This is a genomic window from Caballeronia sordidicola (genome assembly GCF_001544455.2).
In the GTDB taxonomy this organism is placed as follows: domain Bacteria; phylum Pseudomonadota; class Gammaproteobacteria; order Burkholderiales; family Burkholderiaceae; genus Caballeronia; species Caballeronia sordidicola.
In genome coordinates, this window is sequence record NZ_FCOC02000015.1 from 36,729 (window position 1) to 60,567 (window position 23,839).

12 protein-coding genes are annotated in these 23,839 nt (G+C 60.6%); 2 read left to right on the forward strand and 10 right to left on the reverse strand.

Translation table 11 applies throughout. From position 1 onward, the window contains the following. Window positions 1-43: 43 nt before the first annotated feature. The 6 genes from AWB64_RS21465 to manD all read right to left on the reverse strand — a co-directional run bounded on the left by AWB64_RS21465 (window position 44) and on the right by manD (window position 8,587). Window positions 44-2,281 carry an NADP-dependent isocitrate dehydrogenase gene (locus AWB64_RS21465; protein WP_060857455.1) on the reverse strand — a complete coding sequence of 746 codons (2,238 nt, stop codon included), beginning with the start codon at window positions 2,279-2,281 and terminating at the stop codon, window positions 44-46. A 250-nt stretch (window positions 2,282-2,531) separates the two neighbouring features. Then, entirely contained in the window at window positions 2,532-3,404 is an 873-nt protein-coding gene (locus tag AWB64_RS21470; protein ID WP_082850582.1) for a GntR family transcriptional regulator, read from the reverse strand. Window positions 3,405-3,521: 117 nt separating this feature from the next. After that, window positions 3,522-4,820, reverse strand: a complete 1,299-nt coding sequence (locus AWB64_RS21475) for an MFS transporter (protein WP_060857456.1) — start codon at window positions 4,818-4,820, stop codon at window positions 3,522-3,524. A gap of 60 nt (window positions 4,821-4,880) precedes the next feature. Further along, complete coding sequence (locus tag AWB64_RS21480) at window positions 4,881-5,918, reverse strand: L-idonate 5-dehydrogenase (protein ID WP_060857457.1); 1,038 nt, start codon at window positions 5,916-5,918, stop codon at window positions 4,881-4,883. A gap of 50 nt (window positions 5,919-5,968) precedes the next feature. After that, window positions 5,969-7,342, reverse strand: coding sequence for an MFS transporter (locus tag AWB64_RS21485; protein ID WP_060857458.1), 1,374 nt, complete (start codon window positions 7,340-7,342; stop codon window positions 5,969-5,971). A 36-nt stretch (window positions 7,343-7,378) separates the two neighbouring features. Continuing rightward, on the reverse strand, window positions 7,379-8,587 hold the full coding sequence (gene manD, locus AWB64_RS21490; RefSeq protein WP_060857459.1) for a D-mannonate dehydratase ManD: 1,209 nt from the start codon (window positions 8,585-8,587) through the stop codon (window positions 7,379-7,381). A 93-nt stretch (window positions 8,588-8,680) separates the two neighbouring features. Between manD and AWB64_RS21495 the strand changes: the two genes are divergently transcribed. Further along, a complete protein-coding gene (locus tag AWB64_RS21495; RefSeq protein WP_060857460.1) occupies window positions 8,681-10,168 on the forward strand; it encodes a mannitol dehydrogenase family protein in 1,488 nt (495 codons plus the stop codon). Between the two features lie 37 nt (window positions 10,169-10,205). Here AWB64_RS21495 and AWB64_RS21500 read toward each other — a convergent pair whose 3' ends face one another. The 4 genes from AWB64_RS21500 to AWB64_RS31000 all read right to left on the reverse strand — a co-directional run bounded on the left by AWB64_RS21500 (window position 10,206) and on the right by AWB64_RS31000 (window position 12,310). Further along, window positions 10,206-10,559 carry a copper resistance CopC family protein gene (locus AWB64_RS21500; protein WP_208603296.1) on the reverse strand — a complete coding sequence of 118 codons (354 nt, stop codon included), beginning with the start codon at window positions 10,557-10,559 and terminating at the stop codon, window positions 10,206-10,208. 14 nt (window positions 10,560-10,573) lie between these two features. Further along, window positions 10,574-11,470, reverse strand: a complete 897-nt coding sequence (locus AWB64_RS21505; protein WP_060857462.1) for a hypothetical protein — start codon at window positions 11,468-11,470, stop codon at window positions 10,574-10,576. A 92-nt stretch (window positions 11,471-11,562) separates the two neighbouring features. Continuing rightward, window positions 11,563-11,958 (reverse strand): DUF2946 domain-containing protein, encoded by a 396-nt coding sequence (locus AWB64_RS21510; RefSeq protein ID WP_063493256.1) that lies wholly within the window; start codon window positions 11,956-11,958, stop codon window positions 11,563-11,565. A gap of 85 nt (window positions 11,959-12,043) precedes the next feature. Then, entirely contained in the window at window positions 12,044-12,310 is a 267-nt protein-coding gene (locus tag AWB64_RS31000; protein WP_075643318.1) for a putative hemolysin, read from the reverse strand. 346 nt (window positions 12,311-12,656) lie between these two features. On the opposite strand from AWB64_RS31000, the gene AWB64_RS21515 reads away from it, so the two are divergent. Beyond that, complete coding sequence (locus tag AWB64_RS21515) at window positions 12,657-23,807, forward strand: two-partner secretion domain-containing protein (RefSeq protein WP_075643319.1); 11,151 nt, start codon at window positions 12,657-12,659, stop codon at window positions 23,805-23,807. Window positions 23,808-23,839: the final 32 nt, after the last annotated feature.

Genomic DNA, 23,839 nt, shown 5'->3' on the forward strand with positions numbered 1-23,839 from the left:
AAAAACCGCCCTTAACCTTGACGGCGAGTTTCGTCGCCTTTTATTAAGCCTTCACGCTTCCCAAAGCCGCATTCAGCGTCTTGCTGGGCCGCATGACAGCGTCGAGCTTCTCAACTTCCGGCTTGTAATACCCGCCAATATCAGCCGGCGCTCCCTGCACCGCAGCCAGCTCGGCAACAATGGTCGCCTCGTCGTCGGTCAAGCGCTTGGCCAAAGGCGCGAACAGCCCAGCCAACTCGGCATCGTCGGTCTGCTTGGCCAATTCCTGCGCCCAGTACATGGCCAGATAGAACTGGCTGCCGCGGTTATCCAGTTGCCCAGTCTTGGGCGACGGATTCTTGTTGTTCTCAAGCAGCAAGCCAGTCGCGGCATCAAGCGTCTTGGCAAGAACCTTCGCCTTCCCGTTGCCCGTCTTGATGCCCAAATCTTCAAGCGACACAGCCAGCGCCAGGAACTCGCCCAACGAGTCCCAACGCAGATGGTTTTCCTCAACCAGTTGCTTGACATGCTTGGGAGCCGAACCGCCCGCACCCGTTTCATACATCCCGCCACCGGCCATCAGCGGAACAATGGAAAGCATCTTTGCACTGGTTCCGAGTTCCATGATCGGGAACAAGTCGGTCAGGTAATCACGCAGGATATTACCCGTCACCGAAATCGTATCGAGACCGCGAATGACGCGCTCGAGCGTGTAACGCATCGCGCGAACCTGCGACATGATCTGAATGTCCAGGCCAGTCGTATCGTGATCCTTCAGATACGTTTCGACCTTCTTGATCATCTCGGCTTCGTGCGGACGGTACGGGTCCAGCCAGAAAATCGCCGGCATGCCCGAGTTGCGCGCGCGCGTGACGGCCAGCTTCACCCAGTCGCGAATCGGCGCATCCTTGACCTGGCACATGCGCCAGATATCGCCCTCTTCCACGTTCTGCGTCAACAGCACTTCGCCCGTCGCAATATCGACAATCCTCGCCTCGCCCGCTTCCGGCACTTCGAAGGTCTTGTCGTGCGAACCATATTCCTCGGCCTGCTGCGCCATCAAACCGACGTTCGGCACGGTGCCCATGGTGACCGGATCGAAGTTGCCGTTGGTCTTGCAAAAGTTGATGATCTCCTGATAGATACGCGCAAACGTGCTTTCCGGAATCACCGCCTTGGTGTCTTTCGGACGGCCGTCGGCGCCCCACATCTTGCCGCCAATGCGAATCATCGCGGGCATGGAGGCATCCACGATCACGTCGTTCGGCGCGTGCAGGTTGGAGATGCCCTTGGCGGAATCGACCATTGCGAGTTCCGGACGATGCTCGTGGCAGGCATGCATGTCGCGGATGATTTCCTCGCGCTTCGAACTCGGCAGGCTTTCGATCTTGTCGTACAGGTTGACGAGACCGTTGTTCACGTTGACGCCGAGTTCATCGAAGAGCTTGCCGTGCTTGGCGAATGCATCCTTGTAGAAGATCTTGACTGCGTGACCGAAAACGATGGGGTGCGAGACCTTCATCATGGTGGCCTTCACGTGCAGCGACAGCATCACCCCGGTCTCGCGCGCATCTTCCATCTGCTCTTCGTAGAAATCGCACAGCGCCTTCTTGCTCATGAACATGCTGTCGATGATCTCGCCATCCAGCAGCGACACCTTCGGCTTGAGCACAATGGTCTTGCCGCTCTTCGTGACAAGTTCCATCTTGACGTCGCGCGCGCGGTCGATGGTCATGGACTTCTCGCCATGATAGAAGTCGCCGTGCTTCATGTGCGCCACGTGAGTGCGCGAAGCCATGCTCCACTTGGCCATGCTGTGTGGATTCTTGCGCGCATAGTTCTTGACGGCGGCGGGCGCGCGGCGGTCGGAGTTGCCTTCGCGCAGCACGGGATTTACGGCGCTGCCAAGGCACTTGGAATAACGCTGGCGAATGGCTTTTTCCGCGTCGGTCTTGGGATCTTCGGGAAAATCAGGAACCTTGTAGCCCTTGCCCTGCAGTTCCTTGATTGCGCCGATCAACTGATGCTGCGACGCGCTGATGTTCGGCAGCTTGATGATGTTGGTCTCGGGCAAGAGCGTCAGGCGGCCGAGTTCGGCGAGGTTGTCCGGTACGCGTTGCTCTTCGGTCAGGAACTCGGGGAACTCACCCAGGATACGGCCAGCAACCGAGATGTCGCTCGTAGTAACGTTGATTCCCGCCGGCGCGGTGAACGTGCGGATGATCGGCAGAAAGGCGTTGGTCGCCAGCAGCGGAGCCTCGTCAGTCAGGGTGTAGATGATCGTGGGTTGTTGGGTGCTCATCGCTAATCCGAGAAAAAAGAAAGAGGTTGAAACGCCGCCGGTCTTGTCACGTCACAAACCGGCTTGATTGCTATGCTCGATTGCAGTTAACTGTTGAATTTTGCCTCATTTTTCTTTCGAAGGGATTTAACCACCGGTTTTGGGTCTGGTTTTGCAGCCGGCGAGCAGGCTTCGCGGCCCGTCGAGCGGCGCTGAGTCCGTGTTGTTTCGGGATGTGGAATGTCGGCGGACGGCTTTCTTGAACACGCTGCTATGTGGTCAATTGAACCCGCTCGGGCTCGTCCGGCTCGAACCAGTCGGGATTGCGCTCGGCAACCGGCTTGAGCGACGTGAGGATCTCGCGCAGGTGGGCACGCATGGCTTCCTCGGCGCCGTCGGCGTCATGCGCCTTCAGCGCGCTCACAATCCGCGCGTGCTGCTTGATGAGCAACTCCAGCGGCGACACGTCCGGCAAGCTCAGGTAACGCACGCGGTCCATTTGAGCCTTGATGTCCTGGATCGTGTCCCACGCGGCCACGCAATCGATGGATTGCGCGATCAAAAAATGAAATCGTTCGTCGAGCGCGAGAAAGGCGGAGGTGTCGTTGATCTTTGCCGCGACTTTCTGCTCGCGCAAATTATCGGCGAGATCCGCGAGTTGCGCCGCCGTGATTTCCGTGGCCGCCTTGCGTGCGACCGCTGCTTCAATGGCTTCGCGAATGAATCGGCCTTCGCGCACGCGTCTTGGCGATATCTTCTTGACGAAGGTTCCGCGTTGAGGCAAGACCTGCAGCACGCCAGACTCGACGAGTTTGATGAACGCCTCGCGCACCGGTTGCCGCGATACATCGAACATCTCCGATACTTCCGTTTCGGACAGCGGCGTACCAGGCACGAGCAAGCCGGAAAAAATCGCTTCGCGCAACGCGCGAAAGATCTGCTTGCCGATGGGTTCGTGGGAATCGATCTGAAGCTGGCCGCGCAAATTGGGTAACGCGATTCGTGATTCCGATACACGCCCGCGGCCACGGCCGGAAGCGACTGGCGCGATCAGCGTAGATGCAGCGCTCGCGCTTTCGTTCGTGCCATGTGCCGGGGAAGCGGCTTGCCGCAACGAAGCCGACAGAACCTTTTTTATCACCATACCGGTATCTGAACGAAGAAGTAAATAGGCGGCAAGCGGTGCATAAAAGCACGGCTTGTCATCTACCATACTACCACGCGGCGTTTGCCAATCAGTTCCGGCCGACCCTTCGCAAGCCTACGATACAACCACTCGCCGCGCGCCAACGCCCCTCCCGCGCGGCTCGCGAATCCATATGAGCGAGCACAACGCACCGAGCACTGCAACGGCGCCCGCGAGCACGAACGCACTGCCGTAGGCACCGTGTGTCGCCTGCACGATAAACCCCGTCACCGCGGGTCCGATCACGCCAGCCAGATTCGCGAGCAGATGCACGAAGCCGCCCACGCCGCCCACATTCTCACGTCGCACAGTGTCCTGAATCACGGCCCAATACACCGCGCCGGTGACGTAAAGAAAGAAGATGGACACGGACATCAGTGCAACAGCGCCCTGCATGCTTTCAACGCGCCCGGCGAAACCCACGCATACGGCTGCTGCACCAAGACATACCGACAGAACGATCCGCCGCGCGAGCAGCGCCTTTCCGGTGATCCGCAAGATCATGTCGGTGATGAAGCCTCCGGCGGCAAGACCAATGCTCCCGAGCACCCACGGAATCACGGTCGCGATACTCATGTCATGCAGCGACAAGTGGTGCGCTTCCATGAGGTAGGTCGGAAACCACGACAGGAAAAAGAACAGCACGTAGTTGTAGGAGAAAAACGCGAACGCGGTTGCAAGAATGATCGGCTGCCTGAGATAGAAACGCAGGCCGGGTTGTTCTCCAGCGGGCGCATTCTCCATGGATGAAGCTTGCTGCTGTCCCTCGATAATCAGCGCGAGTTCATCGGGCGAGACACGCTTGTTCTGTTGCGGCCTTTCAGTGGTAGTGAGCGACCACAACACGAGCCAGGAAAGTCCCAGCAGCATGATTGCGACAAACGCCCAGCGCCAGCCAAACCGGATGGCGAGATACCCCACCACGGGTCCCGCGAGCGCGCCGCCAAGCGGCGTACCGGAACTGACGACGCCAATCGCGCTCGCCACTTCGCGGCGCGGAAACCAGTTGTTGACCATCTTGCTGTTGGACGAACTGAACGGTCCCTCGCCCATGCCGAACAACACACGCAGCACGATGAGCGACGCAAGGCTGCTTGCCAACGCCGTCGCGCCACAAAACACCGACCAGATGCCCATGGAAGCACCGAACACTTTCTTCGCACCGATCTTGTCGGAGGCCACGCCGCCAATGAAGTTGAACAACGCGTAGCCAATGAAAAAACTGCTGAACACGATGCCCATCTGCGCATGCGAAAAGTTCAGATCCTTTTGAATCAGCGGCGCGGCAATGGAAAGCGCGGCGCGATCGAGGTAGTTGATCACCCCCGCGAGAAACAGCAAGCCGACTACGAACCAGCGCTGACTTTTAAACATGGACGTCTCCTTATCTACGCCTCTTCTTGATTGGGCGTTTTGGCAATGCCTGGATAAATTTCAGTCGAACTGCAGATGGACTTTCATCGACTGGTTGCGGTCTTGCGCGACTTCGAACGCGTGGTTCGCGTCTGCGAGTGGAAAGACGTGTGTCATCAACGGGCTCAAGTCGATCTTGCCCGTGGCGATCTCCTGGGCGGCGATAGCGTATTCGTCGGTGAAACGGAACGATCCCTGATAACGCAATTCCTTCGCCATCACGAGATTGGCGGCCACAGGCGATTGCCCCGCGGGCAGATTTCCCACCTGAATCACCGTGCCGCCCGCGCGCGCCGCGCGCAACGCGGTATCGAGTCCGGCAGGACTGCCCGACGCTTCGATAACGACATCGAATGTGCCGCGCGACTGCGACCATGCGTCGACCTGTGCCTGATCCGTCGCGAGCACGGTCTGGTCCGCACCGAGCGTCGAGGCCATCTGCAATGCCTTCTGCGCAAGGTCGAGCGCGACCAGGCGATGCGCACCCGCGCGCCGCGCCACTGACAACAAGATGCAGCCGATCGGCCCGCACCCGACCACGAGCACGTTTGCACCGACGAGCGATCCCCCATGCCTCAACGCATGTAATGCAACTGCGAGAGGTTCGGCCATCGATGCCTGCGCGAAGCCTAATGTGTCCGGCACAGGCACGCATTGCCGCGCGGCGACCGCAATGTACTGGCGGAACATGCCTTGCATATGCGGGAACGTCGAAGCGCTGCCCATGAAGCGCATGTTCAGGCAATGATTGGTCATGCCCTTCACGCAAAAACGGCACTCGCCGCAGTTGAGTCCCGGGTTCACCGCAACGCGCTGGCCGATGCGCAAGCCCGTGACGCCATCGCCAAGGGCCGCGATCTCGCCTGCTACTTCATGACCCAGCACAAAGGGCTCGCGCACCGCGAAGTCGCCGCTCTTGCCCTTGAAGTAATACGACAGATCCGACCCGCAGATACCGCCCGCGCGCACGCGGATCTGCACCTGGCCCGGCTGGGGTTGAGGGGCATCGACTTCATCGATACGCAAGCGTTTGGGTTCGTGAAGGACGGCTGCAAGCATCGGGAAACTCCGTTGATATTGATTTGCGACGTGTATCAAGCGGCGCCCGTCTAGCGGCGCGCCGCAAAAACAGGGGAAGAATGTGATTCGCGGACTACCTCCGATTCGGCTTGCGGCGCCCCCCAGTCGTGGAGATCGCCTCCGCGGCGCGAAGGCGCCGTTTCCGGCAGGAGACAAAGACAGAAAGTCGAGACAATGCCCAACACGGCAACATAAGCAATCAGTCCAACGGAACTGCCGCCGGTCATCTGCAGCATCTTCACTGCCACGAGCCCCAGAATGCCGCTGCCCACGAGCGAGCCAATCTGCCAGATCAGCGCAATGCCGCTGCATCGAACGCGCGCCGGGAACAACTCGGGAAACATCGATGCTTGCGGCGCATAACAAAGACTGTGGCCAACCGTAATGCCGAGGATCATCACCGTCTGGATTGCGAGGCGGCTGCCGCTATCGATGGCATGAAAGAGCGGCACCACAAGCAGGACCTGCAACACGCTTCCCGCAATGAACGTTGCACGCCGTCCAATACGATCCGACAACGCGCCGGCGAGAGGAATCGCAATCAGTTCGAACATGACGGCGACAATGATCGTCTGCAGCAACAAGCTCTCGCTGATGCCATGTGCGCGGCCATAGGCGAGCACGATCATGGTGTACATCGCGAACGTGCAGGCTTCGATCAGCTTCGCGCCCACGCCCTTCAGGATGGTCGGCCCGAACTGCCTGACGACTTCCACCACCGGCCGCGATTCAACGGCCTGCGTCTTGCGGATCTCGGCGAACACGGGAGACTCCTCGGTCCGCAAGCGGATATAAAGCCCGACGGCCACCAATACGATGCTGCCAAGAAACGGCAGCCTCCAGCCCCAGTCGAGCAGTTGCTCGTGTGTGAGCGTTGCGGTGAGAATGGCAAAGATTCCCGCCGGGATCAGAAAGCCTGCGGGAGCGCCGAGCTGAACGAGACTCGCGAAGAAGCCGCGCGTTCGTGGCGGCGCATACTCGGCGGTCAACAAGACCGCGCCTGCCTGCTCCCCGCCGACACCAAACCCTTGCAGCACGCGAATGAAGATCAATGCAGCGGGCGCCCAGATTCCGATCTGCGAATAGTCCGGCAGCAAGCCGATGGCGAACGTACCCAGACCCACGATCAGGATGGTCACGATCAACGCCTTCTTGCGCCCGATACGATCGCCGAAATGTCCGAACACGATGCCCCCCAGCGGCCGCGCGATAAAACCCACCGCATAGGTTGCGAATGCAGCGAGCGTGCCGATCAACGGATCGCTGCTCGGGAAAAACTTCGTGCCGAACACGAGCACCGCCGCCGTGCCGTACACGAAGAAATCGTAGTATTCGGCGGCCGTGCCTATTGTCGATGCAAACGCGACGCGCCTGAGCATTGCATTACTGGTCTGGTCCGTCATTGCCTGTCTCCTTGTTGTTCTGTTCGGCGATGCCGTTTACCAGTTCCAGAGCGTGCCATCTTCGAGCCGCGCAACGGGCAGATACGCCGGGTCGTACGGATATTGGGCGGCGAGTGCTTCGTCTATGTCCACGCCGTGACCGGGTGCATCGCCGGGATGCATGGTGCCGCGATCGAACGTCCATGCGTGCGGGAAAACATCGAGCGCTTCCGGCGGGAACCCCATGTATTCCTGCACGCCGAAGTTCGGCACCCACAAGTCAAAATGCAACGCGGCGCCCATGCACACCGGCGACAGGTCCGACGGCCCGTGACAACCCGTGCGCACCTGGTAAAGCGAAGCGAAATCCGCGATGCGCTTCAGGTGCGTGATGCCGCCGGCATGCGTGAGCGTCGCGCGGATATAGTCGATGAGCTGCTCTTCAATGAGCTGCTTGCAGTCCCAGATGCTGTTGAACACTTCGCCCACCGCAACAGGCGTCACGGTATGCTCGCGGATCAGCCGGAAGCCCGCCTGATTCTCCGCGGGCGTGGGATCTTCCATCCAGAAAAGCCGGTACGGTTCGACCGATTTACCCAGACGCGCCGCTTCGATGGGGGTGAGGCGGTGATGCACGTCGTGTAGGAGATGGGTATCGAAACCGAATTTATTACGTACTGCTTCGAAGAGTTTCGGCACGAAGTCCAGGTACTTTTCCGACGACCACGTCTGCTCTTCCACTACGCCCTTGGTTGCGGGCTCGTACATGCCCGAGCCTTTCGATACACCATACACCGACCGCATGTTCGGCACGCCGCATTGAATGCGGATTGCCTGATAGCCCTGCTCTATGTGATCGGCATAACGGTCGAGCGCTTCGGGAATATCGCGCCCTGTTGCATGTCCGTAGACCATCACGCTTTCGCGCGAGGCGCCGCCGAGCAGCTTGTAGAGCGGCAGGTTCGCAACCTTGCCAAGGATGTCCCAGAGCGCCACGTCCACCGCCGCGATGGCTGTCATGGTCACCGGTCCGCGTCGCCAGTACGCGCCTTTGTACAAAAGCTGCCAGATATCTTCTATGCGGCCCGGGTCGCGCCCGATCAACATTGGGCAAACATGCTCCTTGAGATAGGACGCCACGGCCAGCTCGCGGCCATTCAGTGTTGCGTCGCCAATGCCGTAGACCCCTTCGTCCGTCACGACCTTCAGCGTGACGAAGTTACGCCCCGGACAGGTGACGATAACATCGGCGCGAACGATTTTCATGGAGCTTTCCTTGAGATTTCCTCGATGATTTGATGCTACCATACAAGTAGACGTGAACGTCAATCGAGGGTTTTCCCGGCTTGGGGTTATCGAATGAACAACGAATCAAGGCTTTGCCGCGATGCGCTTGCATCGCTTGAAGAAGGCCGTGTGCTTGGACGCGATTGGCCGGAGCCGGCGATCGGTATCGTGCATCTGGGCATTGGCAATTTTCATCGGGCGCATGAGGCTGTCTACACCGAAGAAGCCATGCTTGCCGCAGGCGGCGACTGGGCAATATGCGGCGTGACCTTGCAGGGCGATGTCACGAAGCGTGACACGTTGATGTCGCAAGACGGTCTTTACAGCGTGGTGGAACGCGGACCAACGGGCGTGAAGACAACCGTTGTGCGCACGCTAAGAGAAGTGCTCGCCATGCCGCACGATCGCGTGCGCCTGTTCGAACTGCTGGCCAATGCCAACGTTCGCATCGTCTCGCTGACCGTCACCGAGAAAGGTTATTGCCGCGATCCGGCATCCGGCGACGTGGACCTTGCACACGCCGGCGTTGCGTTTGACCTGAAAAATCCCGGCGAGCCTGGCACCGTGCCGGGCATTCTCGTCGCTGCGCTAGGCGCGCGGCGTGACGCAAACGTAGCGCCGTTCACCGTGCTTTCGTGCGACAACCTTTCGCATAACGGCGCGTCGTTGCGGCAAGTCGTTTGCAGCTACGCACGCGCGCTCGATACCGATCTTGCCGCGTGGATAGAACGCGAGGTGGCATTTCCATCCACCATGGTGGATCGCATTGTCCCGTCCACAACGGACGCGGATCGCGACGCGGCATGGAGCGCGCTCGGCTTGCGCGACGAGGTCCCGGTTCCGTGCGAACCCTTCCGGCAGTGGGTGATCGAAGATCACTTTCCGGCCGGACGACCGGCTTGGGATCGCGTCGGCGCACAGTTGGTAGACGACGTCACGCCGTTCGAGCTTGCCAAGCTGCGCATGCTGAACGCCACGCATTCCACCCTCGCTTATCTTTCCATGCTCGGCGGTTTTGCGACTATCGATGAGGCGATTTCCTTCGCGCCCATGCGGTCCCTGATCCACTCGATGATGACGCATGAGATTGCACCAACGCTGACTGTGCCGCCCACATTCAATGTGCTGGCGTACCGCGATGCGTTGCTCGATCGATATGCAAATCCGGCGCTCAAGCATCGCTGTGCACAGATTGCGATGGACGGCAGCCAGAAAATCCCCCCGCGTCTGCTGGGGACGATCTCAACACGTTTGGCGCGCGGTGAGTCGATTGCGCGCCTGGCGCTTGGTGTGGGCGCGTGGTTCGTTTTCTTACGCGGCGTGGCTGACGATGGTTCCGCCTACACAATCAATGATCCGATGGCTGAAAGACTCACATCGCTCGTGCAAGGCGCTGGAAACTCACCGGCGAGCCTTGTCGATGCAATGCTCGGCTGTCGGGAAGTATTCAGCGTCGAGTTGGCATCGAACGAGACCTTGCGGCGTGCGTTGATAGAAGCTGTGGCGCAGTTGAACAAGGGCGCACGCTCCGCAATAGAACGTGCGTCCCTTGAGCCCTAGATTCATACAAGGCTGGAGATAACGCTGGCGAGGCGGCTTATTTCACATCGAATGGATAATCGCCGTGCGTCCGATGTCCGTCCTCCGCCACCGCCGCCCAGTGCACCATGTAGTGCCCCGCTGGCAGAACCGGCAGCGCCACGGAGGCAACTGTCGGCTGTTGTACATCAACAGAAGACTTCGCTGTGTTGACCTGCTTGCCGGCGGCATCGGTGACGGTGAGCGTGGTGAATGCAGGTTCCAGCGGCCCGTCAAACGTAATCTTCACCTGCGTGGGCGACGCGACCGAAGCGCCTGCTCCCGGCTCCTGTTTCTGCGGGAACACATGCGCGAAAGCCGTTACAGCAAAGGCGAGTCCGACGACTAGCGCGGTCAAATACTGGATTTTCATTTTTGGTCTCCGTGTCATTGGAACAACGGCTTGCCGATGGTGTTCGGCGCAACGTCATCGAAGAAGATATGGGCCTGGACCAGAATGCCCACGTGCGATCCGCTCGCTCGATTGATCGGGATCTGCGCCTCTATGCCGAACTGCCCGTAGCGGTTGATCCAGATGAAGCCCGGGTTCACCGTACCCGTGGTCTGCCCCTGGCTGCGCGACAATGGCACTTCGACCAGCGGCACGATATTCGACAAAGGTTGCGGCAATCCAAGGTCGTGCACGTGTTGCTGAAGATACGGCAGGCTGTACTGAACGGTGAAACCGTAGTTGAACGCATTCGGCTGACCGGCACCGGTGGTAAGCGCGGGCCCGGCTTCACCGGTAATGGCGATCGGGCGCAAATACGCGAGCGAATCGGGAAGATCGCCCATGCCCTTGCCCGCGAATAGTGTTGGCGAAAGCGTCGAGAAGTTATCCGCGATGGCGCGGCTTCCTGTACCGCCAATCTCCGCATCCAATCCAACCGATGTCATGAACTCGTGCGCCTCGTTGACGTAAAGCAGGTACTTCATGCCGATATCGAGGTTGTCGAAACCACGCGCCTTCGGATTGTTCTGCATCACGTATGTTTCGCCGACGGATACTGCCAGCCTCGGCGTGATGAGCTTGTCGTATTCGACATCGAAGGTATTGATGCTTTGGTCGCCGTTATCGCCGGGCACGCGTTGATGACCGTACTGGACGTTGGCTTCATCGCCGACGCCGGGGTCGTCTACCGACATCGTCGATGGAAAGACGCGATCGCCCGCTACCGCGTGTGCGCGGGCCAGCGAAGGAATCATGAAGCAAGCGGCGGTTAAAGACGAAAGGATTGAAGACGCGAGCAGCGGCGCTGCGCGACGCGTTGAAAGGGTTCGCATGATGGTCCGTTTAGTTTGGTGACAGGTCGTGGTCGCGCCGTCGCGCGACGCTTTTTCAGGCGCGCGACGGGCGATAAAACTATCGACTCGGGTCAGGACAAAACGGGAGGCGCGCGAGGCTGGACGAACGTATAGGGCTCGGCGCGCACGACGCTTTCAAAGCGCGTGGCGACTGTATGTTGCGTGAGCCGGACCGTAATTGCGAATAGCGCCTGGATGGTCGGCACTGCCGGCATGTGGACAAGCAGGCTGCAATACGCGCAGTCCTGGCCATCTGACATCTGGGTGTGCTGGGTGTGCTTGTCGGTGTCCGGGTTGTTCCCAGACGATGAGTCCTGCATGGACGGCATTGAACAATGCTCGTCCTGCATGCTGTCATGTGTGCGGTTTGCCGCGAGCGTATGAGAGACCGTCGGCGCGAGCGTTGCCATGAGGATCGCAAGCAATCCCAGCAGGCTGCCAATCTTTCGATAGAAACGGCTCAACATGCTGCGCCCGGTTATCCGCGGAGAGGACTGCGCGGATTATGACATGTGGCAAACGGTCATAGCTTCAAGTTGTGGGGAGATAGGCTCATGGCTCGCGATGGTCGCGGCGAAAGAGCGTCCATTCGTCGATCGCGGTGCCATCCGGCAAGTGGCAAACGCTGGATTCGTTGCCCGCGGCGTCCTTGCGCGTCTCGCGTTTTCCGCCGAGGCTGATGCAGTATTTTGACGCGGGGTTTGCCAGACCGACAGGCTTGGGACTGTCATCTGTTTGTTGAGACGCGCACGCGCTTATGGCAGTAGTTAATACCATCAAGGCCATACCGTTGATTAAAGTGTTCGAAGAGATGTTCATCGCGATAATCCATTTGTTTGCGAGTCGATCACGATGGCTTTGATCGTCGCAGGTTTGATAAGCAGGGGTGCGATTATAGCCAGCACGAAGCACGGAAATAGATTACATATAAATCAAAGCGTTACCGCACATTTCCAGCATCTCTCCACAACCTTCTCCCCAGAAGCTGTGGATAACCTTTATATTGACCAAGCACCATTCACATCATGCAATAACAGACCATAGGACAAATCCGATTTACCCGAATGCGTTGTTTTTGGCTCAGGGCGAGGGTCGGTTTTAACCCGTTTGGTTCATCTGCGGCTATTTTGTCGATCGTTAAAAAATCGCTGCAGAATAAGAATAGATGAACAAGAATAATTACCGGCTGGTCTTCAGCCGACTGAGAAACATGCTGGTCGCGGTCGAGGAAACCGCCACGGCAACGGGTAAGGAAGCGGGCCAGACTTCCGGGCAAACGTCCCCACGCAGCAAAAAATCACAGGGGATGATTTTCACACTGCGGCAGATCGCATTCGCGGCGCTTGCATTGCTTGGCGCGCTGCCTTCATGGTCGAACGCGCAGATCGTTTCGGGTGGCGCAAACGCGCCGGGCGTCATCAATACACAAAACGGTTTGCCGCAGGTGAACATCAACCGGCCTTCGGGCGCGGGTGTGTCGATGAACACCTATGGCCAGTTCGACGTCCAGAAGAATGGCGCGATCCTGAACAACTCGCCCACCATCGTGCAGACGCAGCAAGCCGGCATGATCAACGGCAATCCAAACTTCGGCCCCGGTCAGTCCGCGCGCGTCATCGTCAATCAGGTGAACAGCAACGCCGCGAGCCAGATCAATGGGCGGGTTGAAGTGGCCGGGCAACGCGCCGAAGTTGTCATTGCCAACGGCAGCGGCATCTCCGTGAACGGCGGCGGTTTCATCAACACGTCAAGGGCCATCCTCACGACCGGCACGCCGAACTTTGCAGCCGATGGCGCGCTCTCGGGCTTTAACGTGTCGCGCGGCACCATCAGCGTCCAGGGCGCGGGACTGAACGCGGCGGATATCGATCAGGTGGACCTGATCGCGCGGGCGGTGCAGGCGAACGCTGCGGTCTATGCAAAGAACCTCAATGTGGTGACGGGCGCGAACAGCGTCAGCCATGACACGCTCAATGCCACGCCGATTGCGGGCGATGGTCCTGCACCGGGTGTGTCGATCGATGTGAGCAATCTCGGCGGCATGTACGCAAACCGCATCGTTCTGGTGGGGACCGAGAATGGCGTTGGAGTATCGAACAAGGGCGTGCTGGCCACGCAGGCGGGCGACCTGACGCTCACCACGCAGGGCAAGCTGGTGCTCACCGGGCAGACCAACGCGAGCGGCAATCTCGCGCTGTCGGCGCGTGATGGCATCGACAACAGCGGCACGACCTACGCGCAGCAGAACGTTACGGCAAGCACGCTGGGCACGCTTGCCAATAGCGGCGTGGTGGCCGCGCAGCAGAACACGACGCTCAACGCGGGCAGCATCGCCTCGACCGGCACGCTCGGCGCGGGTGTGAACAACGACGGCACGATTGCCAATGCGGGTGACCTCGTGGTTTCCGCTGCGGGTGCACTCACCGCGACCGGGCAAACCGAAGGCGGCGGCAACACGAGCATTAGCGGCGCGTCGATCAACCTTGCGGGCAGCAACACGTCAGCCAACGGTACGCTGGCGCTTGCCGCGAGCGGCGGCGATCTGAATGCGTCGGGTGCGACCACGACTGCGGGCGGTGCGCTGGTTGCAAACGCCGCCGGCACGCTCGTCAACGACAGCGGCAGGATGTCGGGTGCGTCGGTTCAGGTGGCGGCGGCGAATGTATCGAACCGCAGCGGCCAGCTTGTGTCGGGCAGCACGCTTGACGCCACGGCTGCAAGTGACTTGTCGAATCAAGGCGGCACGCTGCAGTCTGCAGGCGCGCTGGCGCTCAATGCCGCATCGCTCGATAACACGGCTGGGCGCATCGTCTCGCTGAATAACGACGGACTGGATATCACCGCGACCGGCGTGCTGAACAATGGCGCGGGTGGTGAGATTGGCGCGAACGGGGCGTTGAGTGTAAGTGCAAGCACACTGGCAAACCAGGGCAAACTCACCGCCGCAGGTGATGCATGGGTGCGTGCACAGACTATCGATAATCATGGGGGCACTATCATCGCGGGCGGCGTCCTCGATGTTGCATCAGGCGGCGCACTGAACAACCAGGGCGGCACGTTCTCAAGTGCGGCGACAACGGTGTCCGCTGCATCGATTGACAATACCAACGGCGATATCGAAGGCGATGCGCTCGCGGTTTCGGCCTCCGGTGATCTAGTGAATCGCGGCGGCACGCTCACGCAGTTCGGTGCAGCGGACCAGACGATACAAGCAGGCGGTACGCTGGATAACACGGGCGGCACGATTGCGTCGAATGCCGCCAATCTACGCATCGACGGTCAAGCCGTCACCAACGACAAAGGCAACATTCAGCACGCGGGCACAGGCACGCTCGCCCTGAACTCGGCTGGCTCAATATCAAACGTCGCAGGCAATGTGGTGACGAATGGCGCGCTTGCGGCACACGCCGCTGGCGGGCTGAACAATGCGCAAGGCACGATACAAGCGTCGCGACGCGCGGATATTAGTGCTGCATCACTCGGTAACACAGCAGGCCGCATCGTCTCGCTGAATAACGACGGACTCACCGTCACCACGACCGGTGCGTTGAATAATGGCACGGGCGGCACGATTGGCACGAACGGCGCGTTGAGTGTGACTGCCAGCACACTCGCGAACCAGGGCCAGTTCACCGCTGCAGGCGATGCATGGGTGCGCTCGCAAAGCATCGACAATCATGCGGGCACTATCACTGCGGGCGGCGCGCTGACGGCAGTAAGCGCGGGCGCGCTGAACAATCAGAACGGCACGCTGTCAGGCTCTGCCACATCCATCTCAGCAAGTTCGATTGATAACACCAGCGGCCACATCGAAGGCGATGTGCTCTCCGTCGCTGCGGCTGGCAACATTATCAATCGCGGTGGCAAGCTGACTCAATATGGCACCACCGATCAGACGATACAGGCCGGTGGCACGCTGGATAATACGGGCGGCACGCTTGCTTCGAACGCCAATAATCTAAGCGTTAGCGGGCAAACTGTCACGAACGACAAAGGCAATATTCAGCATGCCGGCACGGGCACGCTTTCGCTGAACTCGACGGGTGCGGTATCGAACGTCGCGGGCAGTGTCGTGACGAATGGCGCGCTTGTGGCACACGCCGCTGGCGGGCTGAACAATGCGCAAGGCGCGATCCAGGCATCGCGACGCGCGGATATCAATGCTGCATCGCTTGATAACACGGGTGGGCGCATCGTCTCGCTCAATAGCGACGGACTCAACATCGCCACGACCGGTGCGCTGAACAACGGTGCGGGCGGCACGATTGGCACGAACGGCGCGCTGGACATCAGTGCAGGCACGTTATCGAATCAGGGGACGCTCACCGCAGCGGGCGACGCCTCCGTGCACGCCCAAAGCCTCGACAATCACGCAGGCTCGATCACGACCGGCGGCGCGCTCGATGTTCTATCGACCGGCACGCTGAACAATCGGAACGGCACGCTGTCGGGTTCCACCACAACCGTTTCAGCGGCCTCGATTGACAACACCCACGGCGACATCGACGGCGATGCGCTTTCGGTTTCCGCCTCGGGCGATCTGGTCAATCTTGGCGGCACGCTCACGCAATACGGCAGCACCGATCAGCAGATCAGCGTCGGCGGCGCGCTCGATAATACGAGCGGCACGATTGCCACCAACGCGTCAAACCTCGGCATTTCGGCGCAGTCGATCAGCAACGATCACGGCACCGTCCAGCATGCAGGCACGGGCACACTTGCCGTGACCACGCCGGGCGCTGTGTCGAACGCATCGGGCAGCGTCCTGAGCAACGGCGCACTGGCGATCCAGTCTGGCGGCGCGGTGGACAATCAGCGGGGCGCGATGCAGGCCGCACATCGCGCGACTGTCAGCAGCACATCGCTCGGTAACGCCGGCGGGCGCATCGTCTCACTCAACGGCGATGGATTGAACATCACCGCTACAGGCGCGCTTTTGAACGGTGAAAGTGGGACCATTGGCACCAATGGCGCGCTCAATGTCACTGCCGCCGCGCTGTCAAATCAGGGAACGCTAACCGCAGCAGACGATGCCTGGGTCAGCGCGCAGAGCATCGACAATCATACCGGTGCGATCACGGCAGGCGGCGCGCTTGATGTCATGTCGGACGGTGCGTTAAACAATCAGGGCGGCATGCTCTCGGGTGCCGCGACCACCGTCTCGGCCACATCGATTGATAACTCCCATGGCGATATCAACGGCGACGCCCTGAACGTCACGACTTCTGGCGACCTCGTCAACGATGACGGCGCGCTCACACAGTACGGCACCGCCGATCAATCGATTCAGGCGGGCGGCACGTTCGACAACACGAATGGGTTAATTGCGACCAACGCGAACGCCCTTAACGTCTCGGCGCAATCGATCACCAACGATCACGGCACCATCCAGCACGCGGGTGCAGGTACGCTATCCGTCAGCTCGACTGGCGCACTATCGAACATCGGCGGCAGCGCACAGACCAACGGCGCGCTCGCGCTCACCAGCGCAAGTCTCGACAACACGTCCGGCACGCTCCTTGCCATGCAGGCCGCACAAATCAACGCGGCCTCGGGCATCGTCAACCGCGACGGTTCGCTCTACGGCGGCAAGGCTCTTGCCATATCGACGCAAGGCGACATCGACAACACGCGTGGCTCGGTGCAGACCTCGGGCGATTTGAGCGTCGATGCCGGGGGCGCTATCACCAACACGCAGGGCACGATCAGCGCCAATGGTACGCACGGCATGACAACCGTCACGGCGGCGCACATCGATAACGCAGGCGGCAAGCTCACCAACGCGGGCGAAGGCGCAACCACAATCACCGCCTCCGGTATAACGAACACAGGCGGCACGCTCGGCGGCAATGGCGACGTGACCGTAAATGCCGAGACGCTCGAGAACGACGCGGGCGCAAATCTCGTTGCGGGGGGCGCGGCGGACCTGAACATCGCGCAGCGCGTGAACAACGTGGGCGGCACGCTCTTTGGCGGCACGGCGCTGAATCTGAATCAGATGAGCGCTGCCGTGATGAACGATGGCGGTGCGATCCTCGGTGGCATGGATATCGCATTGAACGTGGCGTCACTGTCGAACGCGGGCGGCGCGATCCGTGCGAACCGGGATGTGTCGGCGGCAGGTTCGGTCAGCGGCAACGGCGACATGATCGCGGGCCGCAATCTCGCGCTCGCAGTCGTGGGCGATTACACCAATGACGCGGGCAACAACCTGCACGCAGACGGCGACATGGCCGTGAGCGCCACGGGCACACTGACGAACTCGGGCACGCTGGCAGCCAACGGCGCGTTGACTGCAACGGGCGCGAACGTCGTCAACACGGCCGATGGCGATATCAATTCCTCGTCAACGACCGTGATCGCCGCGAATGCGATGACCAACGCGGGCCGCATCGAAGGCGATACCGTCACCACGAAGAGCGCTACGCTCGCCAACACCGGCGCGATCATCGGCAACGACGTGACGGTCAACACCACCGATATCACCAACACGGGCGCTGCAGCCGTGATCGCAGGCGCGAACAGCGTGCACCTCTACGCGTCGGACTCCGTCACCAACGCCGACAACGCACTGATCTATAGCCTCGGCAATCTGGAGATCGCACGGGACGGCACGCGCGACGCCTCCGGCATACTCGCGAACCAGACGGGCACGCTCACCAACAGCGCGGCGACAATCGAAGCGGAAGGCGACATCGATATTGCCGCGCGCACCGTCAACAACGTGCGCACCGGTGTCGTGACCGAAGCGGGCACGCCACAGGACGCGGGCACGACCACGCTGACCATCTGGACCGCAGGGCTGCCAGCGGGCAACATGGGCCACTACTACAGTCTGCTGTATCCCGAATGGCGCTGGGGCGATGGTGCAATCGGCACAGGTGTGATCGGCCACCTGATGCACCCGATCACGGTCAAGGTCCAGAAAGACCAGGTCACGAACCTCGATTCGAACGCACAGACGTTCTCGCTCGCGACGCCGCTTACCGACACGTACCAACTCATCGCCCTCACGGGAGACGTAGAGACGCGCACCATCACGAACAACCCTGTGCAGTATTACCAGAGCCTCACGGACAATGGCAACGGCACGTATTCGATCACCTTCTGGCCGGACTTCGACCCGAACAAGAACATCCGGCCCGATCAGCTCAGGATAAATGAGGCTCTGGGCGAAGACAACCACGACTACGTGGAAATGAAGCACACCACGCAGAGCAGCACCACGACCGATCAACTGTTAAGCGCGGGCAATGCAGCAACGATCCAGGCACAGGGCGCGATCCGCATCAACGCCGACACCGGCAGCATCAACAACGACTCGTCCACGATGGCCGCGGGCGGCGATCTCGTGCGCCGTGCCGCGGGCGGCAGCGTGAACGATACGGGTACGGTGCTGCAGCAAACGACCATCGACACTGCGATGTCCGATTGGTACTGGCACCAGAAGACGGGCGGCGACAGCGATTACAAGATCGATGTGCCCGACGCGATCTCGCAGAGCACGACCACGGTCAATGCCCTGCCCGCGATTGCCACGTCGAACCAGACCGTGCAGACCGATGCGCAGAGCATCAGCATCAATTCGGTGAATCGCCAGGGCCAGACCGTGAACGGCTCGGGCGTGACCGGTGGCAGCGCGGACGGCACGCAGCTTGGCGGCATCACCGGGCAAAGCGCCAGTACGGGCGTAAGCGGCACGGCAACGGACAGTGTCAGCAGCCAAAGCGCGAGCACGGGTGTGAGCGGTAAGCAGACAGACAGCGTCAGTGGCCAAGGCGCTCAGAGCGCCACTGTCAGCGGCGCGCAGGCGACTAGCGCAACTGGCCAGAGCAGCAACCCGCAGACAGTGGGTGGCGCAAGTGGCGGCATCCCGAATCTGAAGCTGCCGGTCAGCGGCCTGTACACCTACAACACCGCGCCCGATGCAACCTATCTGATCGTCACCGATCCACGTTTTACGCAGTATTCAAGCTTCATCAGCAGCGACTACATGCTGGGTCAGTTGGGCCTCGATCCGTCGAAGACCGAGAAGCGCCTGGGCGACGGCATGTACGAACAAACCCTGATCCGCAACCAGGTCACGCAACTCACCGGGCGCACGTTCCTCACGGGCTACGCGAGCAATCTCGATGAATACACGGCGCTCATGAACAGCGGCGTGACCTACGCAAAAGAATTCGGCCTGCAGCCGGGTCTGGCGCTCACGCCCGCGCAGATGCAGCAGTTGACCACCGACATGGTGTGGCTCGTCTCGCAGGACGTGACGCTGCCCGACGGCACACATCAGACGGTGCTCGTGCCGCAGGTGTATCTGGCGCAATCGAGCACGGTCGATCTGACCCACAGCGGCGCGCTCGTTGCGGGCAACGCGGTGAACCTGAACGCCACGGGCGATGTGAACAACAGCGGCCACGTGACCAGCAATCTTGCGACGACGATCATTGGCAACAATGTGGTCAATAGCGGCGTGATCGGCAGCGGCGGCATGACGGCCGTGGTTGCGGTGCAGGATGTGCGCAACACGAGCGGTCGCATCGGTGGCGGCGATGTCATCGTGCAGGTCGGACGCGATGTCATCAACGAGACGCAGACCTATGGCGTATCGAAGGACTTTGGCGCGAATTCGCTTGTCGGACGCGTGACGGGCACGGGGATCGACGCCATCGGCACGATCTCGGCAACGGGAAATGCGGCTGTCATCGCGGGGCGCGACGTGAATGTGAATGGCGCGCTGATCCAGACCGGAGGCGATGCGGCAATTGCCGCCACACGCGATCTGAATCTCGGCACGGCAGCGCTCGTCGCCACGCGAGACGTGCACACGACCGACGCGCTGAACGGCAGTTATGACGCGGTGACGCGCAACCTCGGCAGTGCGATTGTCGCGGGCGGTAGTCTTGCAACGATCTCCGGGCGCGATACAACACTCACAGGTGCGACGGTCAGCGCGCACGGTGACGCGACGCTGATCGCGGGCGGCAATCTGTTGGTCACCGCAGCGAAGGATACGAGTATCCACAACGAGCAGTCGATGGGCGGCAAGCAGGCGCAGCACATTAGTTCAAGTTACGACGAAGCGGTGCAAGGTTCGAGCGTCAGTGCAGGCGGCAACGTGGCGCTTGCAGCGGGTCAGAACGGCAGCGGCAACCTTGCTGTGCTTGGCTCGACGGTCGCAGCCGACACGGGCGGCGTCAGGCTAGTTTCGACCGGCGATATGACTCTTGGCAGCGTCAGCGAAACGCACGATGTGCAAAGCTGGGAGCATAACCAGCATTCAGGGTTCCTCTCTAAAGAGACGGTCAACGATGCCGCGAATTCGCATCAGGTTATAGCTGCTGGTTCGACGGTATCGGGCGATACGGTCATGGCAGCAGCCGGTCACGACATGACGATCAGCGGTTCGACGGTTGCGGCCACGCATGATGTGGCGCTCGCGGCGGGCAATAACCTGACGATCAACACCACGCAGGACACGAGCGAGAGCAGCACATTCCACGAGGAGAAGAAGTCGGGCTTGGGCGCGTTAAGCGGCGGCGGCATGAGCTACGGCAACAGCGAACAGAAGGACGCGGCGCGCGATAGTTCGGTTACTAACAACGCGAGTCTGGTGGGCAGCACCAACGGCAGCGTGAGCCTTGCGGCCGGCAACGATTTGCATGTGACGGGCAGTGATCTGATCGCGGCGAAGGACATCACCGGGAGCGGTGCGAACGTGACCATCGATGCGGCGACCGGCGCGACGCACCACGACGAGACGCACGAGCGTAAACAAAGCGGCTTCACGGCGGGCTTGGCGGGCGGCGTAGGCGATGCGTTGAACAATGCGGTGTCGCAATCGGAAGGCGTGAGCCGCGATTCGGGGAGCGGCGATAGTCGCGCAGCAGCGCTGCACAGCATCGCAGCGGCGAGCGATGCGTATACGGTTGGCAGCGCCGCGGTGGGTGCAGCCAAGGGCAAAGGCATGCCGGACATTGGCGTGCAGGTGTCGTTCGGCTCGGGTAAAAGCCGCAGCGCGTACAGCGAAGATCAGACACTCAACAGCGGATCGACGGTGCAGGCGGGCGGCACGGCGGCGTTCGTGGCAACGGGCGGGAGTGCGCCGGGATCGGGCAATCTGACAATTGCCGGATCGAACGTGAGCGCAAACGATGTGGTGCTGGCGGCAAACAACCAGGTGAACATCGTCAACACAACCGATACCGATTCAACGCGCAGTTCGAACAGTTCCAGGAGTGCGAGCGTGGGGCTATCGGCGACGACCGGTGGCGGCGCTGGTATCTCGGCCTCAATGCAAAACGCCCACGGCGATGCGAACAGCGACGCGGCGATACAAAACGCCTCGCATGTGACGGGCGCAAACAGCGTCACCATCGTGTCGGGTGGCGATACGAACATCACCGGTTCGCAGGTCAATGGACGCCAGATCACCGCCGACGTAGGGGGTGACCTGAACATGAGGTCGGTTCAGGACACGACCACGAGCGCCGCGCATCAGAGCAGCGCTGGCGGCGGCATCGGGATCAATCAGCATGGCGGCGGTGCCAGCTTCAGCGCGCAAAACGGCCATGGCGATGCGAACTACGCGGGTGTGAACGAACAAGCCGGTATCCACGCGGGCGAAGGCGGCTTTGACATCAATGTGAAGGGCAATACGGACCTCAAGGGCGCGGTGATCGCGAGCGATGCCACGCCCGATAAGAACAGCCTGACGACCGGCACACTCTCCTTCTCGGATATCCAGAACGAGTCGCACTACAGCGCGGCAAGTAACGGCGTGAGCGCGGGTATCGCAATGGGATTCAGTGGCAAGACGGTGGGGCCTGCCTCGGGCACCAATGGCGGCGGTATCTCGCCGATGCTGCCACAGGATGCGAACGGCGATGAAAGCGCCACGACGCGCAGTGCCGTGAGCGCAGGCACGATCACGATCACGGACGGCGCGCACCAGACGCAGGACGTGGCGAGCCTGAGCCGCGATACGACGAATGCAAACGGCGCGGTATCGAAGACGCCGGACGTGAATGCGTTGCTCGACAAGCAGGCCGACATGATGAATGCGGCGCAGGCCGCAGGCCAGGCAGTGGCGCAGCGCATCGGCGACTATGCGGACGCGCAGGCGAAGGCTACGGGCGATCCTGAGTGGCGCGAAGGTGGCGACAAGCGCGCTGCAATGCAAGCGGCGGGTGCGGCAGTCGTGGCGGGCTTGGGCGGTGGCGTCGGAAGCGCTGCGGGCGGTGCGGCAGGTGCAGCCGTCGGCTCGAAGATGGGTGATGCGCTCAACTCGCTGAGCGATTCGATTGCGGCGTCGAGCCCAACCGGGAATGCGGATATCGATAAGACCTTGGGCAACATCGTAGCGAACGTGGTGGCGACCGGTGCGGGCGCAGTCGGTGGTGGCGCGGGTGCGTTCTCTAGCTATGATGTGGACCGGTTCAATCGACAACTTCACCCTGACGAATACGCGATGGCGAAGAAGAATGCGCCGATCGTTGCCAAGGCACTTGGGATCAGCGTTCAAGAAGCCGAGGGCCGGATTGTGGCGGAGATATTGAGAAATTCGGATCAACAGACAGCGGCTGCGTCTGGCGGCAAGCACGATTACGAAGTGCGCAGTATTGTTGGATGCCAGAATCTGAATTGCGACGGCTACAAAACCGATCCGAACTTCGCTAATCACGACTACAACAGTCAGTACATCACGAGCAATCAGTCGGCGTATAACGAGGGGAAAAATCAGATTGGCATTGGCCAGACATATAACGATCTAGTGAAGGCCAACATGAAGAATGACCCTTTCGGCGCGACACTAGCTGGAGTAGGAATGATTGGCCTAGGTGTAGCCGCCGGAGGCGGGTTAGCTACCGCAGCGACAATGGCAACGGGCTCGACCATTAGTCTTGCGGCCAACGGCGGAGTACAAGCGGCCGGTGGTCAACCTTTCGAATGGACGAGCTTCGCCTTCGCTGGTGTGACCGGTGCCGTATCGTCAGGGATGGGCTTTGGTCCGGCGTTGCTGGTCAACGTGGGTGGGGCATTAGCTGGTTCTGCCGCCACCGGTCAAAACCCGAACGCCTCCATGGCTGGCGCTACCGCTGGAACGGCCATCGGTTATCCAATTGGCGCGAAGCTAGAAGGCAGTTTAAATAGCGTATTGAATCCGTGGTATCGCCAAGAATGGAAGGACGTCGGCATGGGAATCTCCGCATCTGTGCCTAAGAACGCTGTGCCTTCATGGTTTGGAGGATTTGGTGGCGGCGTCGTGCAAGAAAAAATTGGCGGAGCCACGCAAAACAAATTCGAGGGGAAAAAATGAAACCCAAAACTAGGTCTGATTTGTTCCGCTGG